Source organism: Streptomyces sp. NBC_01176, from assembly GCF_045039825.1.
In the GTDB taxonomy this organism is placed as follows: domain Bacteria; phylum Actinomycetota; class Actinomycetes; order Streptomycetales; family Streptomycetaceae; genus Streptomyces.
On the sequence record NZ_CP108600.1, the window covers coordinates 2,985,101 to 3,001,131 of the forward strand.

General features: G+C 70.6%; 16 protein-coding genes. 4 read left to right on the forward strand and 12 right to left on the reverse strand.

What is annotated here, in order from left to right; all coding sequences use genetic code 11:
- Positions 1 to 121 precede the first annotated feature (121 nt).
- Positions 122 to 1,450, reverse strand: coding sequence for a class I SAM-dependent RNA methyltransferase (locus OG199_RS12630; protein ID WP_401801448.1), 1,329 nt, complete (start codon positions 1,448 to 1,450; stop codon positions 122 to 124).
- A 138-nt stretch (positions 1,451 to 1,588) separates the two neighbouring features.
- On the reverse strand, positions 1,589 to 3,637 hold the full coding sequence (locus OG199_RS12635; protein WP_356805201.1) for an APC family permease: 2,049 nt from the start codon (positions 3,635 to 3,637) through the stop codon (positions 1,589 to 1,591).
- 486 nt (positions 3,638 to 4,123) lie between these two features.
- On the opposite strand from OG199_RS12635, the gene OG199_RS12640 reads away from it, so the two are divergent.
- The 3 genes from OG199_RS12640 (at position 4,124) to OG199_RS12650 (ending at position 5,971) form a co-directional block, all read left to right on the forward strand.
- Positions 4,124 to 4,402 (forward strand): hypothetical protein, encoded by a 279-nt coding sequence (locus tag OG199_RS12640; RefSeq protein WP_405829551.1) that lies wholly within the window; start codon positions 4,124 to 4,126, stop codon positions 4,400 to 4,402.
- 220 nt (positions 4,403 to 4,622) lie between these two features.
- Positions 4,623 to 5,294 (forward strand): TrkA family potassium uptake protein, encoded by a 672-nt coding sequence (locus tag OG199_RS12645; RefSeq protein WP_054237133.1) that lies wholly within the window; start codon positions 4,623 to 4,625, stop codon positions 5,292 to 5,294.
- Entirely contained in the window at positions 5,294 to 5,971 is a 678-nt protein-coding gene (locus OG199_RS12650) for a TrkA family potassium uptake protein (protein ID WP_148010917.1), read from the forward strand. The genes OG199_RS12645 and OG199_RS12650 overlap by 1 nt, the downstream gene beginning before the upstream one ends.
- Before the next feature lie 65 nt (positions 5,972 to 6,036).
- On the opposite strand, the gene OG199_RS12655 is transcribed toward OG199_RS12650, so the two are convergent.
- The 10 genes from OG199_RS12655 to OG199_RS12700 form a co-directional block, all read right to left on the reverse strand.
- Positions 6,037 to 6,627 (reverse strand): GNAT family N-acetyltransferase, encoded by a 591-nt coding sequence (locus tag OG199_RS12655; protein ID WP_405829553.1) that lies wholly within the window; start codon positions 6,625 to 6,627, stop codon positions 6,037 to 6,039.
- Positions 6,628 to 6,779: 152 nt separating this feature from the next.
- Positions 6,780 to 7,535 (reverse strand): DUF3159 domain-containing protein, encoded by a 756-nt coding sequence (locus tag OG199_RS12660; protein ID WP_402174148.1) that lies wholly within the window; start codon positions 7,533 to 7,535, stop codon positions 6,780 to 6,782.
- A 3-nt stretch (positions 7,536 to 7,538) separates the two neighbouring features.
- Entirely contained in the window at positions 7,539 to 7,937 is a 399-nt protein-coding gene (locus tag OG199_RS12665; protein WP_148010914.1) for an OB-fold nucleic acid binding domain-containing protein, read from the reverse strand.
- Between the two features lie 63 nt (positions 7,938 to 8,000).
- Complete coding sequence (locus tag OG199_RS12670) at positions 8,001 to 8,684, reverse strand: response regulator (RefSeq protein WP_356800274.1); 684 nt, start codon at positions 8,682 to 8,684, stop codon at positions 8,001 to 8,003.
- Complete coding sequence (locus OG199_RS12675) at positions 8,681 to 11,224, reverse strand: ATP-binding protein (protein ID WP_401801461.1); 2,544 nt, start codon at positions 11,222 to 11,224, stop codon at positions 8,681 to 8,683. The genes OG199_RS12670 and OG199_RS12675 overlap by 4 nt, the downstream gene beginning before the upstream one ends.
- A 125-nt stretch (positions 11,225 to 11,349) precedes the next feature.
- Positions 11,350 to 12,042, reverse strand: a complete 693-nt coding sequence (locus OG199_RS12680; RefSeq protein WP_405829556.1) for an ABC transporter ATP-binding protein — start codon at positions 12,040 to 12,042, stop codon at positions 11,350 to 11,352.
- Positions 12,043 to 12,126: 84 nt separating this feature from the next.
- A complete protein-coding gene (locus tag OG199_RS12685; protein WP_401801465.1) occupies positions 12,127 to 13,341 on the reverse strand; it encodes an alginate lyase family protein in 1,215 nt (404 codons plus the stop codon).
- Positions 13,342 to 13,611: 270 nt separating this feature from the next.
- On the reverse strand, positions 13,612 to 14,373 hold the full coding sequence (locus OG199_RS12690) for a DUF3710 domain-containing protein (protein ID WP_266702174.1): 762 nt from the start codon (positions 14,371 to 14,373) through the stop codon (positions 13,612 to 13,614).
- 1 nt (position 14,374) lies between these two features.
- Positions 14,375 to 14,890 (reverse strand): dUTP diphosphatase, encoded by a 516-nt coding sequence (gene dut, locus OG199_RS12695; RefSeq protein WP_153288141.1) that lies wholly within the window; start codon positions 14,888 to 14,890, stop codon positions 14,375 to 14,377.
- Positions 14,887 to 15,471, reverse strand: coding sequence for a PaaI family thioesterase (locus tag OG199_RS12700; RefSeq protein WP_356800270.1), 585 nt, complete (start codon positions 15,469 to 15,471; stop codon positions 14,887 to 14,889). The genes dut and OG199_RS12700 overlap by 4 nt, the downstream gene beginning before the upstream one ends.
- 58 nt (positions 15,472 to 15,529) lie before the next feature.
- Between OG199_RS12700 and OG199_RS12705 the strand changes: the two genes are divergently transcribed.
- A complete protein-coding gene (locus OG199_RS12705) occupies positions 15,530 to 15,991 on the forward strand; it encodes a DUF3093 domain-containing protein (RefSeq protein ID WP_356800269.1) in 462 nt (153 codons plus the stop codon).
- Positions 15,992 to 16,031 lie beyond the last annotated feature (40 nt).

Genomic DNA, 16,031 nt, shown 5'->3' on the forward strand with positions numbered 1-16,031 from the left:
GCGACACACCTGACATTCCATCAGAACGAGCGTCAAATGAGCGTCACGAGCGTCATTTCAGCGTCAAGATATCGCCCGTAACACCCACACCGCACATAATGTGCACGCACAAAACCGCAGGTCAGGAGCCCTTTGCGGCCGGTTCAAGGATCGCCACGCACTCCACGTGATGGGTCATCGGGAAAAGATCGAACGCCCGCAGCGTCCGCACCTTGTACCCCCCGTCACGGAAGTACGCCAGGTCACGAGCCAGCGCCGCCGGGTCGCAGGCCACGTAGGCGATCTTTCGGGCGCCCATCGACGACAGGAGTTCGACCGTCTTCTTGCCGGCGCCGGCGCGGGGCGGGTCGAGGACGATGAGGTCGACCTCGGTGATGCCGGTGCGCGGCAGGACGGCCTCGACCTTGCCCTGTTCGATGCGGACGCGCTCGAAGGCGGCGAGGTTGTGGCGGGCGTCCTCGACCGCGCGCTTGCCGGACTCGATGCCGAGGACCGCGCCCTTGTCGCCGAGGCGGTCGGCGAGGGCGCCGGCGAAGAGGCCGACGCCGCAGTACAGGTCGAGGGCCATGTCGCCCTTGCGTGGCAGCAGGCCCTGCATGACGGCCTTGACGAGGGTGTCGGCCGCCATCGGGTGGACCTGCCAGAAGCCGCCGCTGCCGACGCGGTAGGTACGGCCGTCGGCACGCTCGCGTACGAACGCGCGGCCGTGGACGCGGTGGATGCCGCCGTCCTGTTCGGCGACCCGCATCACGGACACCGGCTTGTCGAGTTCGACGAGCGGCAGGCGGGCGCCGGGTCGGGGCTCCAGGATCACCATGCGGTCCTGGGATCCCGTCGCGGCGATCGCGTCGACGGACACCATGCCGGCCCAGTCGCGGTTCTCGATGCCCAGCTCGCTGACGCCCGGCGCCGCGATCATGCAGTGTTCGACCGGCTCGACCTCGTGCGAGCGGTGGCGGCGCAGTCCGGCGTTGCCGTCGGCGTCGACGGCGTACTGGACACGGGTGCGCCAGGCCGGGACCTCACCAGCGGGCAGCTTGTCGCCCTCGGCGGGCATCACCGTGCCGTCCCAGCCCGCCTCCTCGGGGGTGAGCCCCGCGAGGCGCTGCAACTGCTCGGCGATGACCTCGCCCTTGAGGCGACGCTGCGCGCCCGGCTTGGCGTGCTGCCAGTCACAGCCTCCGCAGCGGCCGGGGCCGGCGTACGGGCAGGGCGCCTCGACGCGGTCCTTCGAGGGGTCCAGGATCTCGACGGCGTCGGCACGCAGGAAGCGCGCGCCCTCCTCGCCCTCCGTCACCCGCGCGACGACGCGCTCCCCGGGCAGGGCGTGCCGGACGAAGAGGACCTGGCCCTCGGTCGTACGGGCGATGCAGTGCCCGCCGTGCGCGACGGGACCGATCTCCACCTCGTACTCGTCCCCCACCAGCGACTTCTTAGGTTCTGCCTGCATGGCGGGGTGACTCCAGGTGCGAAAGGGGGTGATACGGGGGACAGGATCGGGGGTCTCGGTCGCCCCCGCGGACGGGAACGGCCGGACAACAGCCCACCAGTCTACGTGGACCGTGCCCGGCCGTTCGACACGAGTGCGTCAGCCCTTGGGGGTGCTGGACTCCTTCGGCCGCTCCGCCGGACCCCGGCGCACCGCACCCGGGGCGTTCCAGTCCTGGCGCCTGCGGGCCCGCTGCTTCGCGGCCTCGGAGGACTCCAGCTGGTAGGGCACGGAGGTCACCATCACGCCGGGCGTGAAGAGGAGCCGGCCCTTGAGGCGCAACGCGCTCTGGTTGTGCAGCAGGTGCTCGTACCAGTGGCCGACCACGTACTCGGGGATGATGACGGAGACCGCGTCGCGCGGTGATTCCCTGCGCAGGCCCTTCACGTACTCGATGACCGGCCGGGTGATCTCGCGGTACGGCGAGTCGAGGACCTTCAGCGGCACGGTGATGCCCCGCCGCTCCCACTCGTCGCGCAGCGCCTTGGTCTCGGCCGGGTCGACGTTGACGCTGAGCGCTTCGAGGGTGTCGGAGCGCATCAGCTTGGCGTAGGCGAGGGCGCGCAGGGTCGGGCGGTGGATCTTGGAGATCAGGACGACGGAGTGGACGCGGGAGGGGCGCACGCTGTCGTCGGAGGGGCCCTCGGGGGCGGCGATCTCCTCGGCGACCCGGTCGTAGTGCTTACGGATCGCGCTCATCGTCGCGTAGAAGATCATCATGCCGAGCAGGGCGACCCAGGCGCCGTGCGTGAACTTGGTGACCAGGACCACGACGAGCACCAGGCCGGTGAAGAAGGCGCCGAAGGTGTTGATGGCCCGGGAGCGGATCATGTGGCTGCGCTTGGCCGGGTCCGTCTCGGTGCGCAGATGACGGTTCCAGTGCCGGACCATGCCGGTCTGGCTGAGCGTGAAGGAGACGAAGACGCCGACGATGTAGAGCTGGATGAGCCGCGTCGAGTCGGCGCCGTAGATGACCACCAGCAGGGTCGCCGCGCCCGCGAGCAGCACGATGCCGTTGGAGAAGGCGAGGCGGTCGCCGCGGGTGTGCAGCTGGCGCGGGAGGTAGCGGTCCTGGGCGAGGATCGAGCCGAGCAGCGGGAATCCGTTGTACGCGGTGTTCGCCGCGAGGAACAGGACCAGCGCGGTGGCCGCCGCGAGCACGATGAACAGGAAGCTGCCCTTGCCGAAGACGGCCTCGGCCACCTGGGAGATCACCGGGTTCTGGACGTAGCCGGAGCCGATCGGGACACCGCCCCGGATCAGGTCGGTGGCCGGGTTCTCGGCCATCCGGACCTTGGTGGTCATGGCCAGCGCGATGATCCCGCAGAACATGGTGACGGCGAGCAGGCCCATCGCGGCCAGCGTGGACGCGGCGTTCTTCGACTTGGGCTTGCGGAAGGCGGGGACGCCGTTGGAGATGGCCTCGACGCCGGTCAGCGCGGCGCAGCCGGAGGAGAAGGCGCGCAGCAGCAGGAAGACGAGCGCGAAGCCCGCGAGGCCCTGGTGTTCGGCCTTGATGTGGTAGTCGGAGGTCGGCGCCCGCATGGTGTCGTTCAGGACGAGCCCGCGGAAGGCGCCCCACGCGATCATGATGAAGACGCCCGCCACGAAGACGTACGTCGGGATCGCGAAGAGCTTTCCGGACTCCTTGACGCCGCGCAGGTTCATCAGCGTGAGCAGCACGATGACGACGACGGCGCAGAGCACCTTGTGCTCGACGACGAAGGGGATGGCGGAGCCGAGGTTCTCGATGCCGGACGCGATCGACACGGCGACGGTGAGCACGTAGTCGACGAGCAGCGCGCTGGCGACGGTGAGGCCGGCCCTGGGGCCGAGGTTGGTGTTGGCCACCTCGTAGTCGCCGCCGCCGCTGGGGTACGCGTGCACGTTCTGGCGGTACGACGCCACGACCGTGAACATCAGCACGACGACCGCGACCGCGATCCAGGGGCTGAAGTGGTAGGCCGACACGCCCGCGATGGAAAGGACCAGGAGCACTTCCCCGGGGGCGTAGGCCACGGAGGAGAGCGGGTCGGAAGCGAAGACGGGGAGTGCGATGCGCTTCGGCAGGAGCGTCTCTCCGAGCCGATCACTGCGCAGTGCGCGCCCGATCAGGATCCGTTTGGGCACGTCGGTCAGTTTGGACACGCAGAGGATCGTAAGCGTTCGAACGGGGGGTCGCCCACCCACCGAGCCGCATCACCTCACCTTCCCCTCCCCATCTGCTCTCCGAGTGAAAACGGGGGCACGTCCCGTTGCGGATTCCGCACATCCGAGAGCCGCATGCATATATAACGAAGTTCCCTTTTTGTCCATTTATGGAGGTTCCATGCACGCGACCGCACAGCTCATCGGCGCCGCCGCGGGACTCGTCGGCCTCGGAATCCTGACCCTGGTCAGCGTGCGCAGCATCAGCCGGCGCTGAGCGGGGCGACCGGAGAGACGGATTCCGTTCGCCCTGTGGTTCTTGTCTCTTTTCCTGAACTTTCCCAAAGGATGACCCGACAACGCTCGGTTCTCCCGCCTCCTCTTCCTTCCGGCGTCCCGCGTTCCCCTTTTCCTTTCCCTCCCGCGCGTCCTTCCCGCGCGGGACGGGCTCCGTTCCCTCGGCCGGTCCGGGTCGTTGTCCGGGGTATGGACGCTCCCGACAACGCCCCGGCCGAGACGATCGGCAACCGGCTCATGGGCGCCCCGGCCGACCCGGCTGTCCCAGCCGCACCGGCTGCACCGGCTGCACCAGCGGGCCCTACGGCCCCCGCCGCCCCGGCGACCTCCGCGATCTCGGTGACCTCGGTGACCTCGGCGGCCTCGGTGGCCTCCGCGGAGGCCACCGAGGCCGTACCGGCACGCTCCCCCATGGCCTGGGTGGTGCCCCCGGGGCTGCCGCCCCGCCCGTCGCACCCCGGCGCGTAAGGCGTCGGGAGGACCCGCCGCGTACGCCGGCGGGACCCCGCCCGGGATCGGCGCAGGAGATCCCCGCATCGATGAGGGCAAGACCGTCGTTGCGCCTTAAGCTCGTGTCCGGCAACGCCGCATGCCGTTGCCTCGTGAGGGCCCGGCAGACTGAGAGAGAAGAGTGAGCAGGGTGTTTTCGCAGGTCAGCGGGATGACCAGGACTGCGGGGTTGGGCTAGGTGCACATCGTCATCATGGGCTGCGGCAGAGTGGGTTCCGCTCTCGCCCAGACCCTGGAGCAACAGGGGCACACGGTCGCGGTGATCGACCAGGACCCCACCGCCTTCCGACGACTCGGCTCCGGTTTCGGCGGCCGTCGTGTCACCGGAGTCGGCTTCGACCAGGACACCCTGCGCGAGGCGGGCATCGAGGAGGCCGGCGCCTTCGCCGCCGTGTCCAGCGGGGACAATTCGAACATCATCGCCGCCCGGGTCGCCCGGGAGATGTTCGGCATCGAGAACGTCGCGGCCCGCATCTACGACCCGCGCCGCGCCGAGGTCTACCAGCGCCTGGGCATCCCGACCGTCGCCACCGTCCGCTGGACGGCCGACCAGATGCTGCGCCGCCTGCTGCCGTCGGGCGCCGAACCGCTGTGGCGCGATCCCACCGGTGGGGTGCAGCTCGCCGAGGTGCACGCCTCCGCCGCCTGGGTCGGCCACAAGATCAGCCGTCTCCAGGACGAGACCGGCGTGCGTGTGGCCTTCCTGACCCGGCTGGGCGAGGCGATTCTGCCCACCTCGCAGACGGTGCTGCAGGAGGGCGACCTCGTGCACGTGATGATGCGCACGGACGACGTCGAAAAGGTCGAGGCCTCGTTCGCCGAGGGCCCCGAAGAGGAGAGCGGTCACTGATGAGGGTCGCCATTGCCGGTGCCGGCGCCGTGGGCCGCTCGATCGCGGGCGAGCTCCTGGAGAACGGCCACGAGATCCTGCTGATCGACAAGGCGCCGACCGCCATCTCGGTCGAGCGCGTCCCGCAGGCGGAGTGGCTGCTCGCCGACGCCTGCGAGATCACGTCCCTGGACGAGGCGGCACTGCAGCGCTGCAACGTGGTCATCGCGGCCACCGGTGACGACAAGGTCAACCTGGTCGTCTCGCTGCTCGCCAAGACCGAGTACGGCGTGCCGCGCGTCGTCGCCCGGGTCAACAACCCCAAGAACGAATGGCTGTTCAACGAGGCCTGGGGCGTCGACGTCGCCGTCTCCACCCCGCGCCTGATGTCGGCCCTGGTGGAGGAGGCGGTGAGCGTCGGCGACCTGGTCCGCCTGCTGCGCTTCAGCCACGGCGACGCGAACCTGGTCGAGCTCACCCTCCCGCCGGAGTCGGCCCTGGCCGGCACGCAGGTGGGCGACGTGGAGTGGCCCCAGGACACCTCCCTGGTCACGATCATCCGCGGCACCCGGGTGCTCACCCCGTCCCAGGAGGACTCCCTGGAGGCGGGCGACGAGCTCCTCTTCGTGGCCGCCCAGGCCCGCGAGGAGCAGTTGGAGGACCTGCTCTCGGTCCGCCGCGAGGACGCGCCGAACTAGCCCGGCTCAAACAGGCACCGGTGAAGCCTCCGCGGGGAGTCCCGCGGAGGCTTCACCCGCTTTCGTCAGGACCTCTGGAGATCATCGGCCGCCGGGCGGTAGGGCAGCGCGAACGGCAGACCCAGGTCGCCGGGCAGCAGCGCTCCGATCCAGGTGTCCCGCAGGCCGTCCCGGCCGGTCTGCGCCGCCCGCAGCACGCCCTCCCGTACGAAGCCGGCCTTCCGGGCGACCGCCCACGAGCCCCGGTTGCCCGCCTCCGCCCGCCACTCCAGCCGCTGCACACCCAGCTCGGTGAACGCCCACCGCGCCAGGACACCGACGGCCTCCGTCGCGTAGCCCCGGCCCCGGTGCTCCGCCACCGTCCAGTACCCGACGCCCCAGACGTCGGCCTGCCGGTGCACGTTGACGGACGCCACGAGGGTGCCGTCGCCGTCGTCCCGCCGCTCCACCGCGAAGTGGTACATCGAGTCGTCGCGCCAGCCCCGCGGCACCAACGCCCGCAGATAGAAGGCGGCGTGCCGGCGCTCGTAGGGCGCGGGGAAGTCCGTCCACCGCGCGATCTCGGGGTCCTGGCAGGCGGCGAGGAGCGCGTCCTCGTCACGCGCGTCGTGCGGGCGGATCAGCAGACGCTCCGAAGTGAGCGAGACAGGCTCCATGAACGGCGATTCTGACGCCCGCCCCGCAGCGCTGCCATCGGATTCCCCCGATGGTGGGACACGCGGGCGGGGCGCACGGGTACAGGACGGGGGCGTCCGGACACGAGTCGGGGCGCCCGGAGATCTCCGGGCGCCCCGACTCGTACGGGTGACTAGGCGTCGCGGCGGTGACGGCCGGCCGTGGCCTCGGTGTCCTCCTGCGCGAGGGCGGCCTTGCGCTCCTTCTCGGCCTGCTCCTCCGCCTCCATCTCCGCGAACACGTCGATGGGGGCCGGGGCTTTCGCCAGGAACACCCAGGTGAGCCAGACGGCCAGCAGGAACGGCGGGATCTTCAACGCGACCAGGACCCAGCCCAGTTGCGCGGTGTTGGCCCACCAGTAGAGCGGGAAGAGGACCGCGCACTTGGCGAGCAGGATCAGGCCCCAGGCCCAGCTGGCCTTCGCGTACGCCTTCTTGCGGCCGGGGTTGCGGGTACGCCAGGAGAGGTTCTCCTTGAAGACCGGGCCGAGGATCAGGCCGATCAGGGGCACACCCGCGAGGGTCGTGACGATGTAGGCGACGGCCAGGCCGAGCGTGTAGAGCATGCCCGGCAGGTAGAAGTCCTTCGCGTTGCCCGTCATCATCGCGAAGACCACGCCGAAGGCGACGCCGAAGACGCCGCTGAAGGCGTGCTTCACGGTGTCGCGCATCACGAGGCGGACGACGACGAGCAGCAGGGACACTCCGAGGGCGGCGATCGCCGACCAGTGCAGGTCCTTGTTGATCGTGAAGATGGTGACGAAGAGCAGGCCGGGCACCACGGTCTCGACCATGCCCCGCACACCGCCGAACGCCTCGAAGAGCGCGGCCTCCGTCACCGCCCTCGCGTCCTGCTGGGCGTCTTCGGTCGGCTTGTCGAGCGACGTCACCGGCTACTCCCGTCCGAGCGGTCTGAGTTCGTACTTCGGGTTGAACAGCACCCTACGGCCCCGGCTCATCGAGATGCGGCCCGAAGCGATCATCTTGCGCCCCGGCTCGATTCCCACGATGGAGCGTCGGCCGAGCCAGACCACGTCCAGAGCCGCCGAGCCGTCGAACAGCTCGGCCTCCAGCGCCGGGACTCCGGCTCGTGGCCGCAGAGTGACCGTGCGCAACGTACCAGTAACCGTGACGATCTGCCGGTCGTGGCAGTCACCGATACGGGTGCACCCCGTCGTCTCGGCTTCCTCGCGCAGCTCCTCGGACTCCAGGTCCTCCTGGGACGAGGAGAGCCGGTCTATCATGCGCCGGAACCGGCCCGCCGGTTTTTCGGAACGGGGAACAGCACTCATACCGAAAGCGTACCGGGGGCCGATGACAGCGTCGTACCCGCGAGGCCGCTCTCTCGAGCAACGTCATTTCTCGAACCGGTAGCCCATCCCCGGCTCCGTGATGAAGTGCCGCGGATGCGAGGGATCCGCCTCCAGCTTGCGGCGCAGCTGGGCCATGTAGACCCGCAGGTAGTTGGTCTCCGTGCCGTACGACGGCCCCCAGACCTCCTGGAGCAGTTGCTTCTGGCTGACCAGACGGCCGGTGTTGCGGACCAGGACCTCCAGGAGGTGCCACTCCGTGGGGGTCAGCCGGACGTCGCGTCCGGCGCGGTTGACCTTCTTGGCCGCCAGATCCACCGTGAAGTCCTCGGTGTCGACAACGACGTCGTCCTCTCCGGACCCGGTGGGCTCGGCGCGGCGGACGGCGGCACGCAGTCGGGCCAGCAGTTCGTCCATGCCGAAGGGCTTGGTGACGTAGTCGTCGGCACCCGCGTCGAGCGCCTCCACCTTCTCGTCGGAGGAGTGCCGGGCGGAGAGCACCAGGATCGGTACCCGGGTCCAGCCGCGCAGCCCCCTGATGACCTCGACGCCGTCCATGTCGGGCAGCCCGAGGTCGAGCACGACGACGTCGGGATGACGTGCGGCGGCGAGCTGGAGGGCGGTGGCGCCGTCGGGGGCCGCGTCGACCTCGTACTTGCGTGCTCTCAGGTTGATGACGAGGGCTCGGGTGATCTGCGGCTCGTCGTCGACCACGAGGACCCGGGTCATGAGACCTGCCTTTCTGCGACTGCGGGTGAGGTGAGCGGCCCGGGACGGCGGTCCACCGCCCGGATCGTGAGCACCATGGTGAGTCCGCCGCCGGGGGTGTCCTCGGCGTTCAGTGTGCCGCCCATCGACTCGGCGAAGCCACGGGCGACGGCGAGTCCGAGGCCCACCCCGGCGCCGCGAGGGGCGTCGCCGTAGCGCTGGAAGGGCGCGAAGATGCGTTCCTTGGCCTCGTCCGGGACGCCGGGTCCGCGGTCCACCACACGTACCTCCACGCGGTCGGCGATGGCGCTCGCGGAGACGAGGACCCGGTCGTCGACGGGGCTGTACTTGACGGCGTTCTCGACGAGGTTGGCGACCGCCCGCTCCAGGAGCCCCGCGTCGACGGCGACCATCGGCAGGGCCTCCGGGATCTCCAGCTCGACGCTGTCCTCGGGTACGCCGCCGAGCGCCATCGGCACCACCTCGTCGAGGTCGATCTCCCGGATCAGCGGGGTGACCGTGCCGGTCTGGAGGCGGGACATGTCGAGCAGGTTGCCCACCAGGTGGTCGAGGCGGTCGGCGCCCTCCTCGATCGCCTCCAGGAGCTCCGCCTGGTCCTCCTCCGACCAGGCCACGTCGTCGGACCGCAGCGAGGACACGGCGGCCTTGATCGCGGCCAGCGGGGTGCGCAGGTCGTGGCTGACGGCGGCCAGCAGCGCGGTGCGGATGCGGTTGCCCTCGGCCAGCTCCTTGGCCTGGTCGGCCTCGTGCTGGAGCCGCTGGCGGTCCAGCACGACGGCGGCCTGGGCGGCGAAGGCGGCGAGCACCCGGCGGTCGGAGGCGGGCAGCACGCGTCCGGAGAGCGCGAGCGCCATGTGGTCGCCGACCGGCATGTCCACGTCCGCGTCCTCGGGCCGCAGCGGCGACCGTGGGCCCACGCTGCCCGCGCAGGTCCACGGGTCGACGTCGCCCGCCCGCTCCAGCAGCGCGACCGACTCCATCCCGAAGGTCTCCCGGACACGTTCCAGGAGGGCTTCGAGACTGGTCTCGCCGCGCAGGACGCTGCCCGCGAGGAAGGACAGGATCTCCGACTCGGCGCGCAGCCTGGCCGCCTGGTGGGTGCGGCGGGCGGCCAGGTCCACCACGGAGGCCACGGAGACCGCGACGCCGACGAAGATCGCGATGGCGACGATGTTCTTGGGGTCCGCGATCGTGAGGCGGTGCAGCGGCGGTGTGTAGAAGTAGTTCAGCAGCAGGGAGCCGAAGGCCGCCGAGGCGAGGGCCGGGAACAGGCCGCCGAGCAGGGCGGCCGCCACTGTCACCGTGAGGAACAGCAGCATGTCGTTGGCGAGGCCGAGGTCGATGGTGTTGAGCAGCAGCGCGAGGACCACCGGGCCGCCCAGCCCGATCAGCCAGCCCCAGATGATCCGGGAGCGGCCGAGCCGCGCGCCGCGGGCCGCGGGCAGTCCGCGCCCCTTGGCGACCTCGTCGTGGGTGACGATGTGGACGTCCAGGTCGGGGCCGGACTCCCGGGCGACGGTGGCACCGACGCCGGGCCCGAAGACGTACTGCCAGGTCTTGCGGCGGGAGGAGCCGAGCACGATCTGGGTGGCGTTGACCCCGCGTGCGAAGTCCAGGAGCGAGACGGGGACGTCGTCGCCGATGACGTGGTGGAAGGTGCCTCCGAGGTCCTCGACCAGGGTGCGCTGGACGGCCAGTTCCTTGGGCGAGGCGTTCGTGAGTCCGTCGCTGCGCGCTATGTAGACGGCCATGACCTCGCCGCCCGCGCCCTTCTCGGCCAGCCGAGCGGCACGGCGGATCAGGGTGCGTCCCTCGGGGCCGCCGGTCAGACCGACCACGATCCGTTCGCGCGAGCCCCAGATCTTGGAGACCCGGTGCTCGCTGCGGTACTCGGTCAGGTACTCGTCGACCCGGTCGGCCACCCAGAGCAGGGCCAGCTCACGCAGCGCGGTGAGATTGCCGGGACGGAAGTAGTTGGACAGGGCCGCGTCGACCTTGTCGGACTTGTAGATGTTGCCGTGCGCCATACGCCGGCGCAGCGCCGGGGGCGACATGTCGACCAGCTCGATCTGGTCCGCCCGGCGGACGACCTCGTCGGGGACGGTCTCCCGCTGCCGCACACCGGTTATCGACTCGACGACATCGCCGAGTGACTCCAGGTGCTGGATGTTGACGGTCGAGACGACGTCGATGCCGGCCGCGAGCAGTTCCGCGACGTCCTGCCAGCGCTTCGCGTTGCGGGAGCCGGGGACATTGGTGTGCGCGAGTTCGTCCACCAGGGCGACGGCCGGGGCGCGGAGCAGGACGGCGTCCACGTCCATCTCGGTGAAGGAGGAGCCGCGGTAGTCGAGTTCCTTGCGCGGGATCTGCTCCAGACCGTGCAGCATCACCTCGGTGCGCGGCCGGTTGTGGTGCTCCACGAAGGCGACGACGCAGTCGGTGCCGCGCTCCATGCGCCGGTGCGCCTCGGACAGCATCGCGTACGTCTTGCCGACCCCCGGTGCCGCGCCGAGGTAGATCCGAAGCTTGCCGCGTCCCATGGCCCCATTGTCTTCCTGTCAAAGCTCTGTACGCTGCGTCGACCTTACGGCCCATAATTACGACAAATAGGGTGCGAGGTCGAGGGGTGGCCGTCTTTGACGCAACCCTGATGCGCAGGTCGGGGTCAGCGCGCGGCGAGCTTTCCGTCGGTCAGCTCCAGCACCCGGTCGGCCGGGCCCGCCGGGGCGGCGTCACGTGCGGCGACCAGGGCTGTCACGTGTTCGCGGCGGACGACGCCGTACAGCAGTTCCAGAAGGGCGAGCCCGGTTTCGGCGTCGAGCCGGCTGGTGGGTTCGTCGGCGATCAGGAGCGCGGGGCGGTGGACGAGGGCGCGCGCGAGGGCCACGCGGCACCGCTGTCCGGCGGACAGTTCCCCGGGCCGGCACGCCGCGTGACCGGCCAGGCCGACGAGGGAGAGCAGCCGCTCGACGCGGTCCGCGTGTTCGCCCTCCGGGGCCCCGCTCAGCCGCAGCGGCACGGCGACGTTCTCGGCGACGGTGAGGAGGGGGACGAGTCCGGCGGACGGGAGCAGGAAGCCGATCCGGTCCCGGCGCAGTTCCAGCAGCGCGTCCCCGTCCAGGGCGGCCGGCTCCAGCCCGTCGACGGTGATCCGCCCGGCGTCCGGCTCGTCGAGGCCGCCGACGAGGTTGAGGAGCGTGCTCCTGCCCGCCCCGGGGCGGCCCCGCAGGACGACGAGCTCGCCGCGCGGCACCTCGAAGGAGACACCGCGCAGCGCCTGTACGGCGGCGGCACCGCTGCCGTACGTGTGGTGCACGTTCTCCACGCGCACCACGGTGTCCGTGGCGACCTGGCTCATGCCCCTCCCGTACCGGCCTGCCGCCGCCCCGGCGGGACGTCCGGGCGCGCGGTGTCGCACCGTGTGCCCGGACGGGGTGGCGGGTCAGCTGGGGTTGTCCCCGTGGGTCAGAGTCTCCCAGGCGACGAACAGGTTGTTGCTGCCGGACGGCCGGTTCTGTTCGGTCAGCTTCTGGGTGTTGGTCATGGCGATGCCCAGCCGGTTGTGCAGGGCGTTGTAGCCGACCTCGGTGACCGGGCCGAGCCCGAGGGTGAGGGAACCGCCGCACAGCGAGCTCGGCACGGCCTCGCCCAGCTGGTACTTCGACTGGAAGCCGAGCGCCTGGCGCAGCCGCTCGCCGACGTCGGTGCCGTAGAGGTCCGCGCCCTGGATGCGGCTGGTCTCGGCGATGTGCGAGATGGCCGAGATGCCGTACCCGGTGTGCGTGAAGTCGCGGCAGGTCTCCTGGGTGAGCCCGGTGACGAAGGTGGACTGCCCCTGCCAGTAACTGACGATCTTCGCCTTGGTGTCGAGGTTCTGGCTCGGCACGGTCTTGGGCAGGTCGCCGTCGGAGGCGAGGTAGACGTAGGCGGCCGTCCGGGTCCGGAACTTCGCCATGGCCTTGTCGTACGAGGTCTTGTCCTCCAGGAAGACGGAGATGCCGACGGCGGCCTCCATCATCGACAGCTCCCAGTTCCCGTTGGAGTTGGAGCCGTTGATCACCTCGGGCAGATAGACGTTGCGCAGCATGGTCGCGAAGCGCCCGGAGTTGGTCCAGGTGCCGGTGTAGGTGTACTTGATGATCTCGGCGGCCTTGGGCCAGGAGGAGCCGGCCCAGCCGGTCTGCAGGGGCGCGTTGCTGTTGGTGTGGTCCTTGATGACGGCCGACCAGGCGTCCATCAGCTCGATGGACTTCTTCGCGTACCGGTCGTCGCGGGTGATGTACCAGGCGAGGGCGTCGGTGTACGCGGCGATCGCGTCCTCGCGCTCGTCGGTGCAGCCGTTGTTGGGGTTGGAGTACGAGCCGCACTCCACGGTCGCGCGGGGCTTGGCGGTGCGTGTCAGCGAGGCGTACTTGCTCGCCATCATCTGGTCGTACGCGCCCTTCCAGGGCTGGGCTCCGGCGTTGACCTGGGTGCGGGTGAAGTCCAGCTGCCCCTTGGAGACGGTGACTCCGGGGTGCGTGAAGGTGGCGGGGGCGGCGTCGGCGCGGTGGGCGGCGGGCCAGGTGAGGAGGCCGGAGACCAGGGCGGCCGTCGCGGCGACGGCGAGGAGGGCGGTGCGTGGCCGGCGGCGATGACGTGCGGGGGCGTCAAGCATGTGGGGGACATCCGTTCTCGTATGTGAACGACACACTGGTTTCTGAACACGCGCGCTGGCCGGTGACCATAGGTACGGACCAGACTTCCGTCAAGGGCCGGAGAAAGACGCGCAGTTCAACTGCCGTTCATGGATGAGAACTTGCCGCAAGGGGGTGCCCCTGAGCCCACGGACACCTGCGCGCGGACGGCCCGCGTCGGCACGCGGAGAAAGGGCCGCACCCCCTGCCGGGGATGCGGCCCTTTCGTACGTTCTCGGCGAGCGCGGCGGCTAGCGGACCTCTGTGATCTCCGGTCCGCGCTGAAGCTGCCCCATGCCGCCGGAGAAGCGGGAACCGGCCTGCTCCTCCTGCTGGACACCCTCGGCCACCATCTGCGCGTCGTCCGGCAGCTTCAGGACGATCGGGTCACGGGGGGCCATCGGGCCCTCGCCGCGCACGACGACCGTGTCCCGGAAGATCTGCTCCAGCAACCCCGCGGCCTGCGGCTGCACCGCGCCCTGCCCGGAGATCACTCCGCGCAGGAACCAGCGGGGGCCGTCCACACCGACGAACCGCACGACCTGGAAACCGCCCGTGCCGTCCGGCAGCTGCACCGGCACCTGCGCACGCAGCTCCCAGCCCAGCGGGCCCTCGACCTCGTCGATCACACCGCCCTGCTGGGTGATGCCGGAGGCGATCTCCTCGCGCACCTCGCCCCAGATGCCCTCGCGCTTGGGAGCGGCGAAGGCCTGCAGCTGCACGGCACTGTCCTTGAGGACGACGGTGGCCGCGACGATCGCGTCGCCCGCGACCTCGACCCGCAGCTCCATGCCGTCGACTCCGGGGACCAGGAGACCACCCAGGTCCACACGGCCCTCGGCGGGGTCCCGCACTTCCGAGTCGTCCCAGGGTCCGTCGGGTCGCGGCTCCGGCTCGAGCCTCACGCGCTCCCGCTCCGCCTCGTCCGTCTCAGTGTCGACTCCGTCGACGACCTGCTCGGCCTCGCCCGCCGCGTCCTCGGCGGCACTGCCCTTCTTGCGACGTCCGAACACGTCACTGTCCTTCCCGGTCGGATACGACCGAAGCGTATCGATTCCCACCCGTGGTGCCGCCCACGGCGGCATGACCGCCGGTGGACCCGAGGCCCCCTGCGGCCCGCGCCGAGCCGGGAAGCTCCGCCACCTCGTGGAAACGGACCTTCTCGACCTGCTGGACGACCAGTTGGGCAATCCGGTCGAAGCGCTCGAACCGCACGGACTCGTACGGGTCGAGATTCACCACGATCACCTTGATCTCCCCACGGTACCCGGCATCAACCGTCCCCGGGGCATTCACGAGGGCGACACCGCAGCGGGCGGCGAGCCCTGACCGCGGGTGCACGAAGGCCGCGTACCCCTCCGGCAGCGCGATGGACACTCCGGTGGGCAGAACGGCACGTTCACCCGGCTTCAGTTCACGCTCCTCGGTGGTGCGCAGATCGGCACCGGCGTCACCGGGATGCGCATATTCGGGCAGCGGGACTTCCGGATCTACGCGGCGGATCAGCACGTCCACGGGATGACGGGTCACGGGTTCACCTCGAAGGCACGGACACGGCGGTTCCGGTCCGGATCGTTCATGGCGGCCCGGATCTCCTCCGGACGGCCGTTGTCGATGAAGTGGTCGACCTTGACCTCGACGAAGAGGGCATCCGCGCGGACGGCCACGGGCCCCTCGGGCCCGCCGATCCGGCCGGTGGCGGTCGAGTAGATCTTGCGGCCGGCCACCGCGGTGACCTCGGCCTCCAGGTACAGCACGGTGCCCACGGGGACCGGGCGCACGAAGTCGGTCTCCAGACGTCCGGTGACGGCGACGACGCGCAGCAGCCAGTTGAGCGACCCGAGCGTCTCGTCGAGCGCCGTGGCCAGCACGCCGCCGTGCGCGAGCCCGGGAGCTCCCTGGTGCGCGGGCCGTACGGTGAACTCCGCCGTGATGCTGACGCCCTCACCGGCGCGCGCCGCGAGATGCAGTCCGTGCGGCTGCTCCCCGCCGCATCCGAAACACTGTTCGTAGTGCGCGCCGAGGAGCTCGCCGGGGGCGGGCGCGTCGGGGTGCCGCACCGGCACGACGGCGTCGGGGGGAGGCTTCAGAGCTGCGGAAGTACCACTCACAGGCGCAGACCTTACCCGCGCGTCGGCGGGGCGTACGCACCGTGCCAAGCTTGGCCTCATGCAGCTCTCCGCCTCCCCGTACGAAGAACGCCTCACCGCACCCCGCAGCTGGTGGGCGGTCTGCTTCCTGGTCGGGGTCGCGCTGGCCCTGGTCTTCCTCCCCTTCGGCACGCTGCCCCTGCTGGGCGGGCTGGTCGGGGGCACCGCGGTCTCGGCCGTCGTGGCCAGCTCGTACGGCTCGGTCCGCATCCGGGTCGTCGGTGACTCACTGATCGCGGGTGAGGCGAAGATCCCGGTCGCCGCCCTGGGAGACGCCGAGATCCTGGACCAGGAGGAGGCGCGCGCCTGGCGTACGCACAAGGCGGACACCCGTGCCTTCATGCTTCTGCGGTCCTACATCCCCACGGCCCTGCGCGTACAGGTCACCGACCCGGCCGACCCCACCCCGTACCTGTATCTGTCGACGCGGGAGCCGGAGCGCCTGAGGGCGGCCCTGGAGACGGCGCGGGCGTCGGCCTAGTCCCGCGCTCGCGGCAGGACCGCACGCGGCGTCACCTCCG

Bases quoted from the DNA above. Each gene is read 5' to 3' on its own strand.
- OG199_RS12670 (WP_356800274.1), bottom strand. From the start codon at position 8,684: ATGACCCGGGTCCTCGTGGTCGACGACGAGCCGCAGATCACCCGAGCC.
- OG199_RS12640 (WP_405829551.1), top strand. From the start codon at position 4,124: ATGGACGCTCCCGACAACGCCCCGGCCGAGACGATCGGCAACCGGCTC.
- OG199_RS12705 (WP_356800269.1), top strand. From the start codon at position 15,530: ATGCAGCTCTCCGCCTCCCCGTACGAAGAACGCCTCACCGCACCCCGC.
- OG199_RS12665 (WP_148010914.1), bottom strand. From the start codon at position 7,937: ATGAGTGCTGTTCCCCGTTCCGAAAAACCGGCGGGCCGGTTCCGGCGC.
- OG199_RS12650 (WP_148010917.1), top strand. From the start codon at position 5,294: ATGAGGGTCGCCATTGCCGGTGCCGGCGCCGTGGGCCGCTCGATCGCG.
- OG199_RS12680 (WP_405829556.1), bottom strand. From the start codon at position 12,042: ATGAGCCAGGTCGCCACGGACACCGTGGTGCGCGTGGAGAACGTGCAC.
- OG199_RS12685 (WP_401801465.1), bottom strand. From the start codon at position 13,341: ATGCTTGACGCCCCCGCACGTCATCGCCGCCGGCCACGCACCGCCCTC.
- OG199_RS12675 (WP_401801461.1), bottom strand. From the start codon at position 11,224: ATGGGACGCGGCAAGCTTCGGATCTACCTCGGCGCGGCACCGGGGGTC.
- OG199_RS12655 (WP_405829553.1), bottom strand. From the start codon at position 6,627: ATGGAGCCTGTCTCGCTCACTTCGGAGCGTCTGCTGATCCGCCCGCAC.
- OG199_RS12630 (WP_401801448.1), bottom strand. From the start codon at position 1,450: ATGCAGGCAGAACCTAAGAAGTCGCTGGTGGGGGACGAGTACGAGGTG.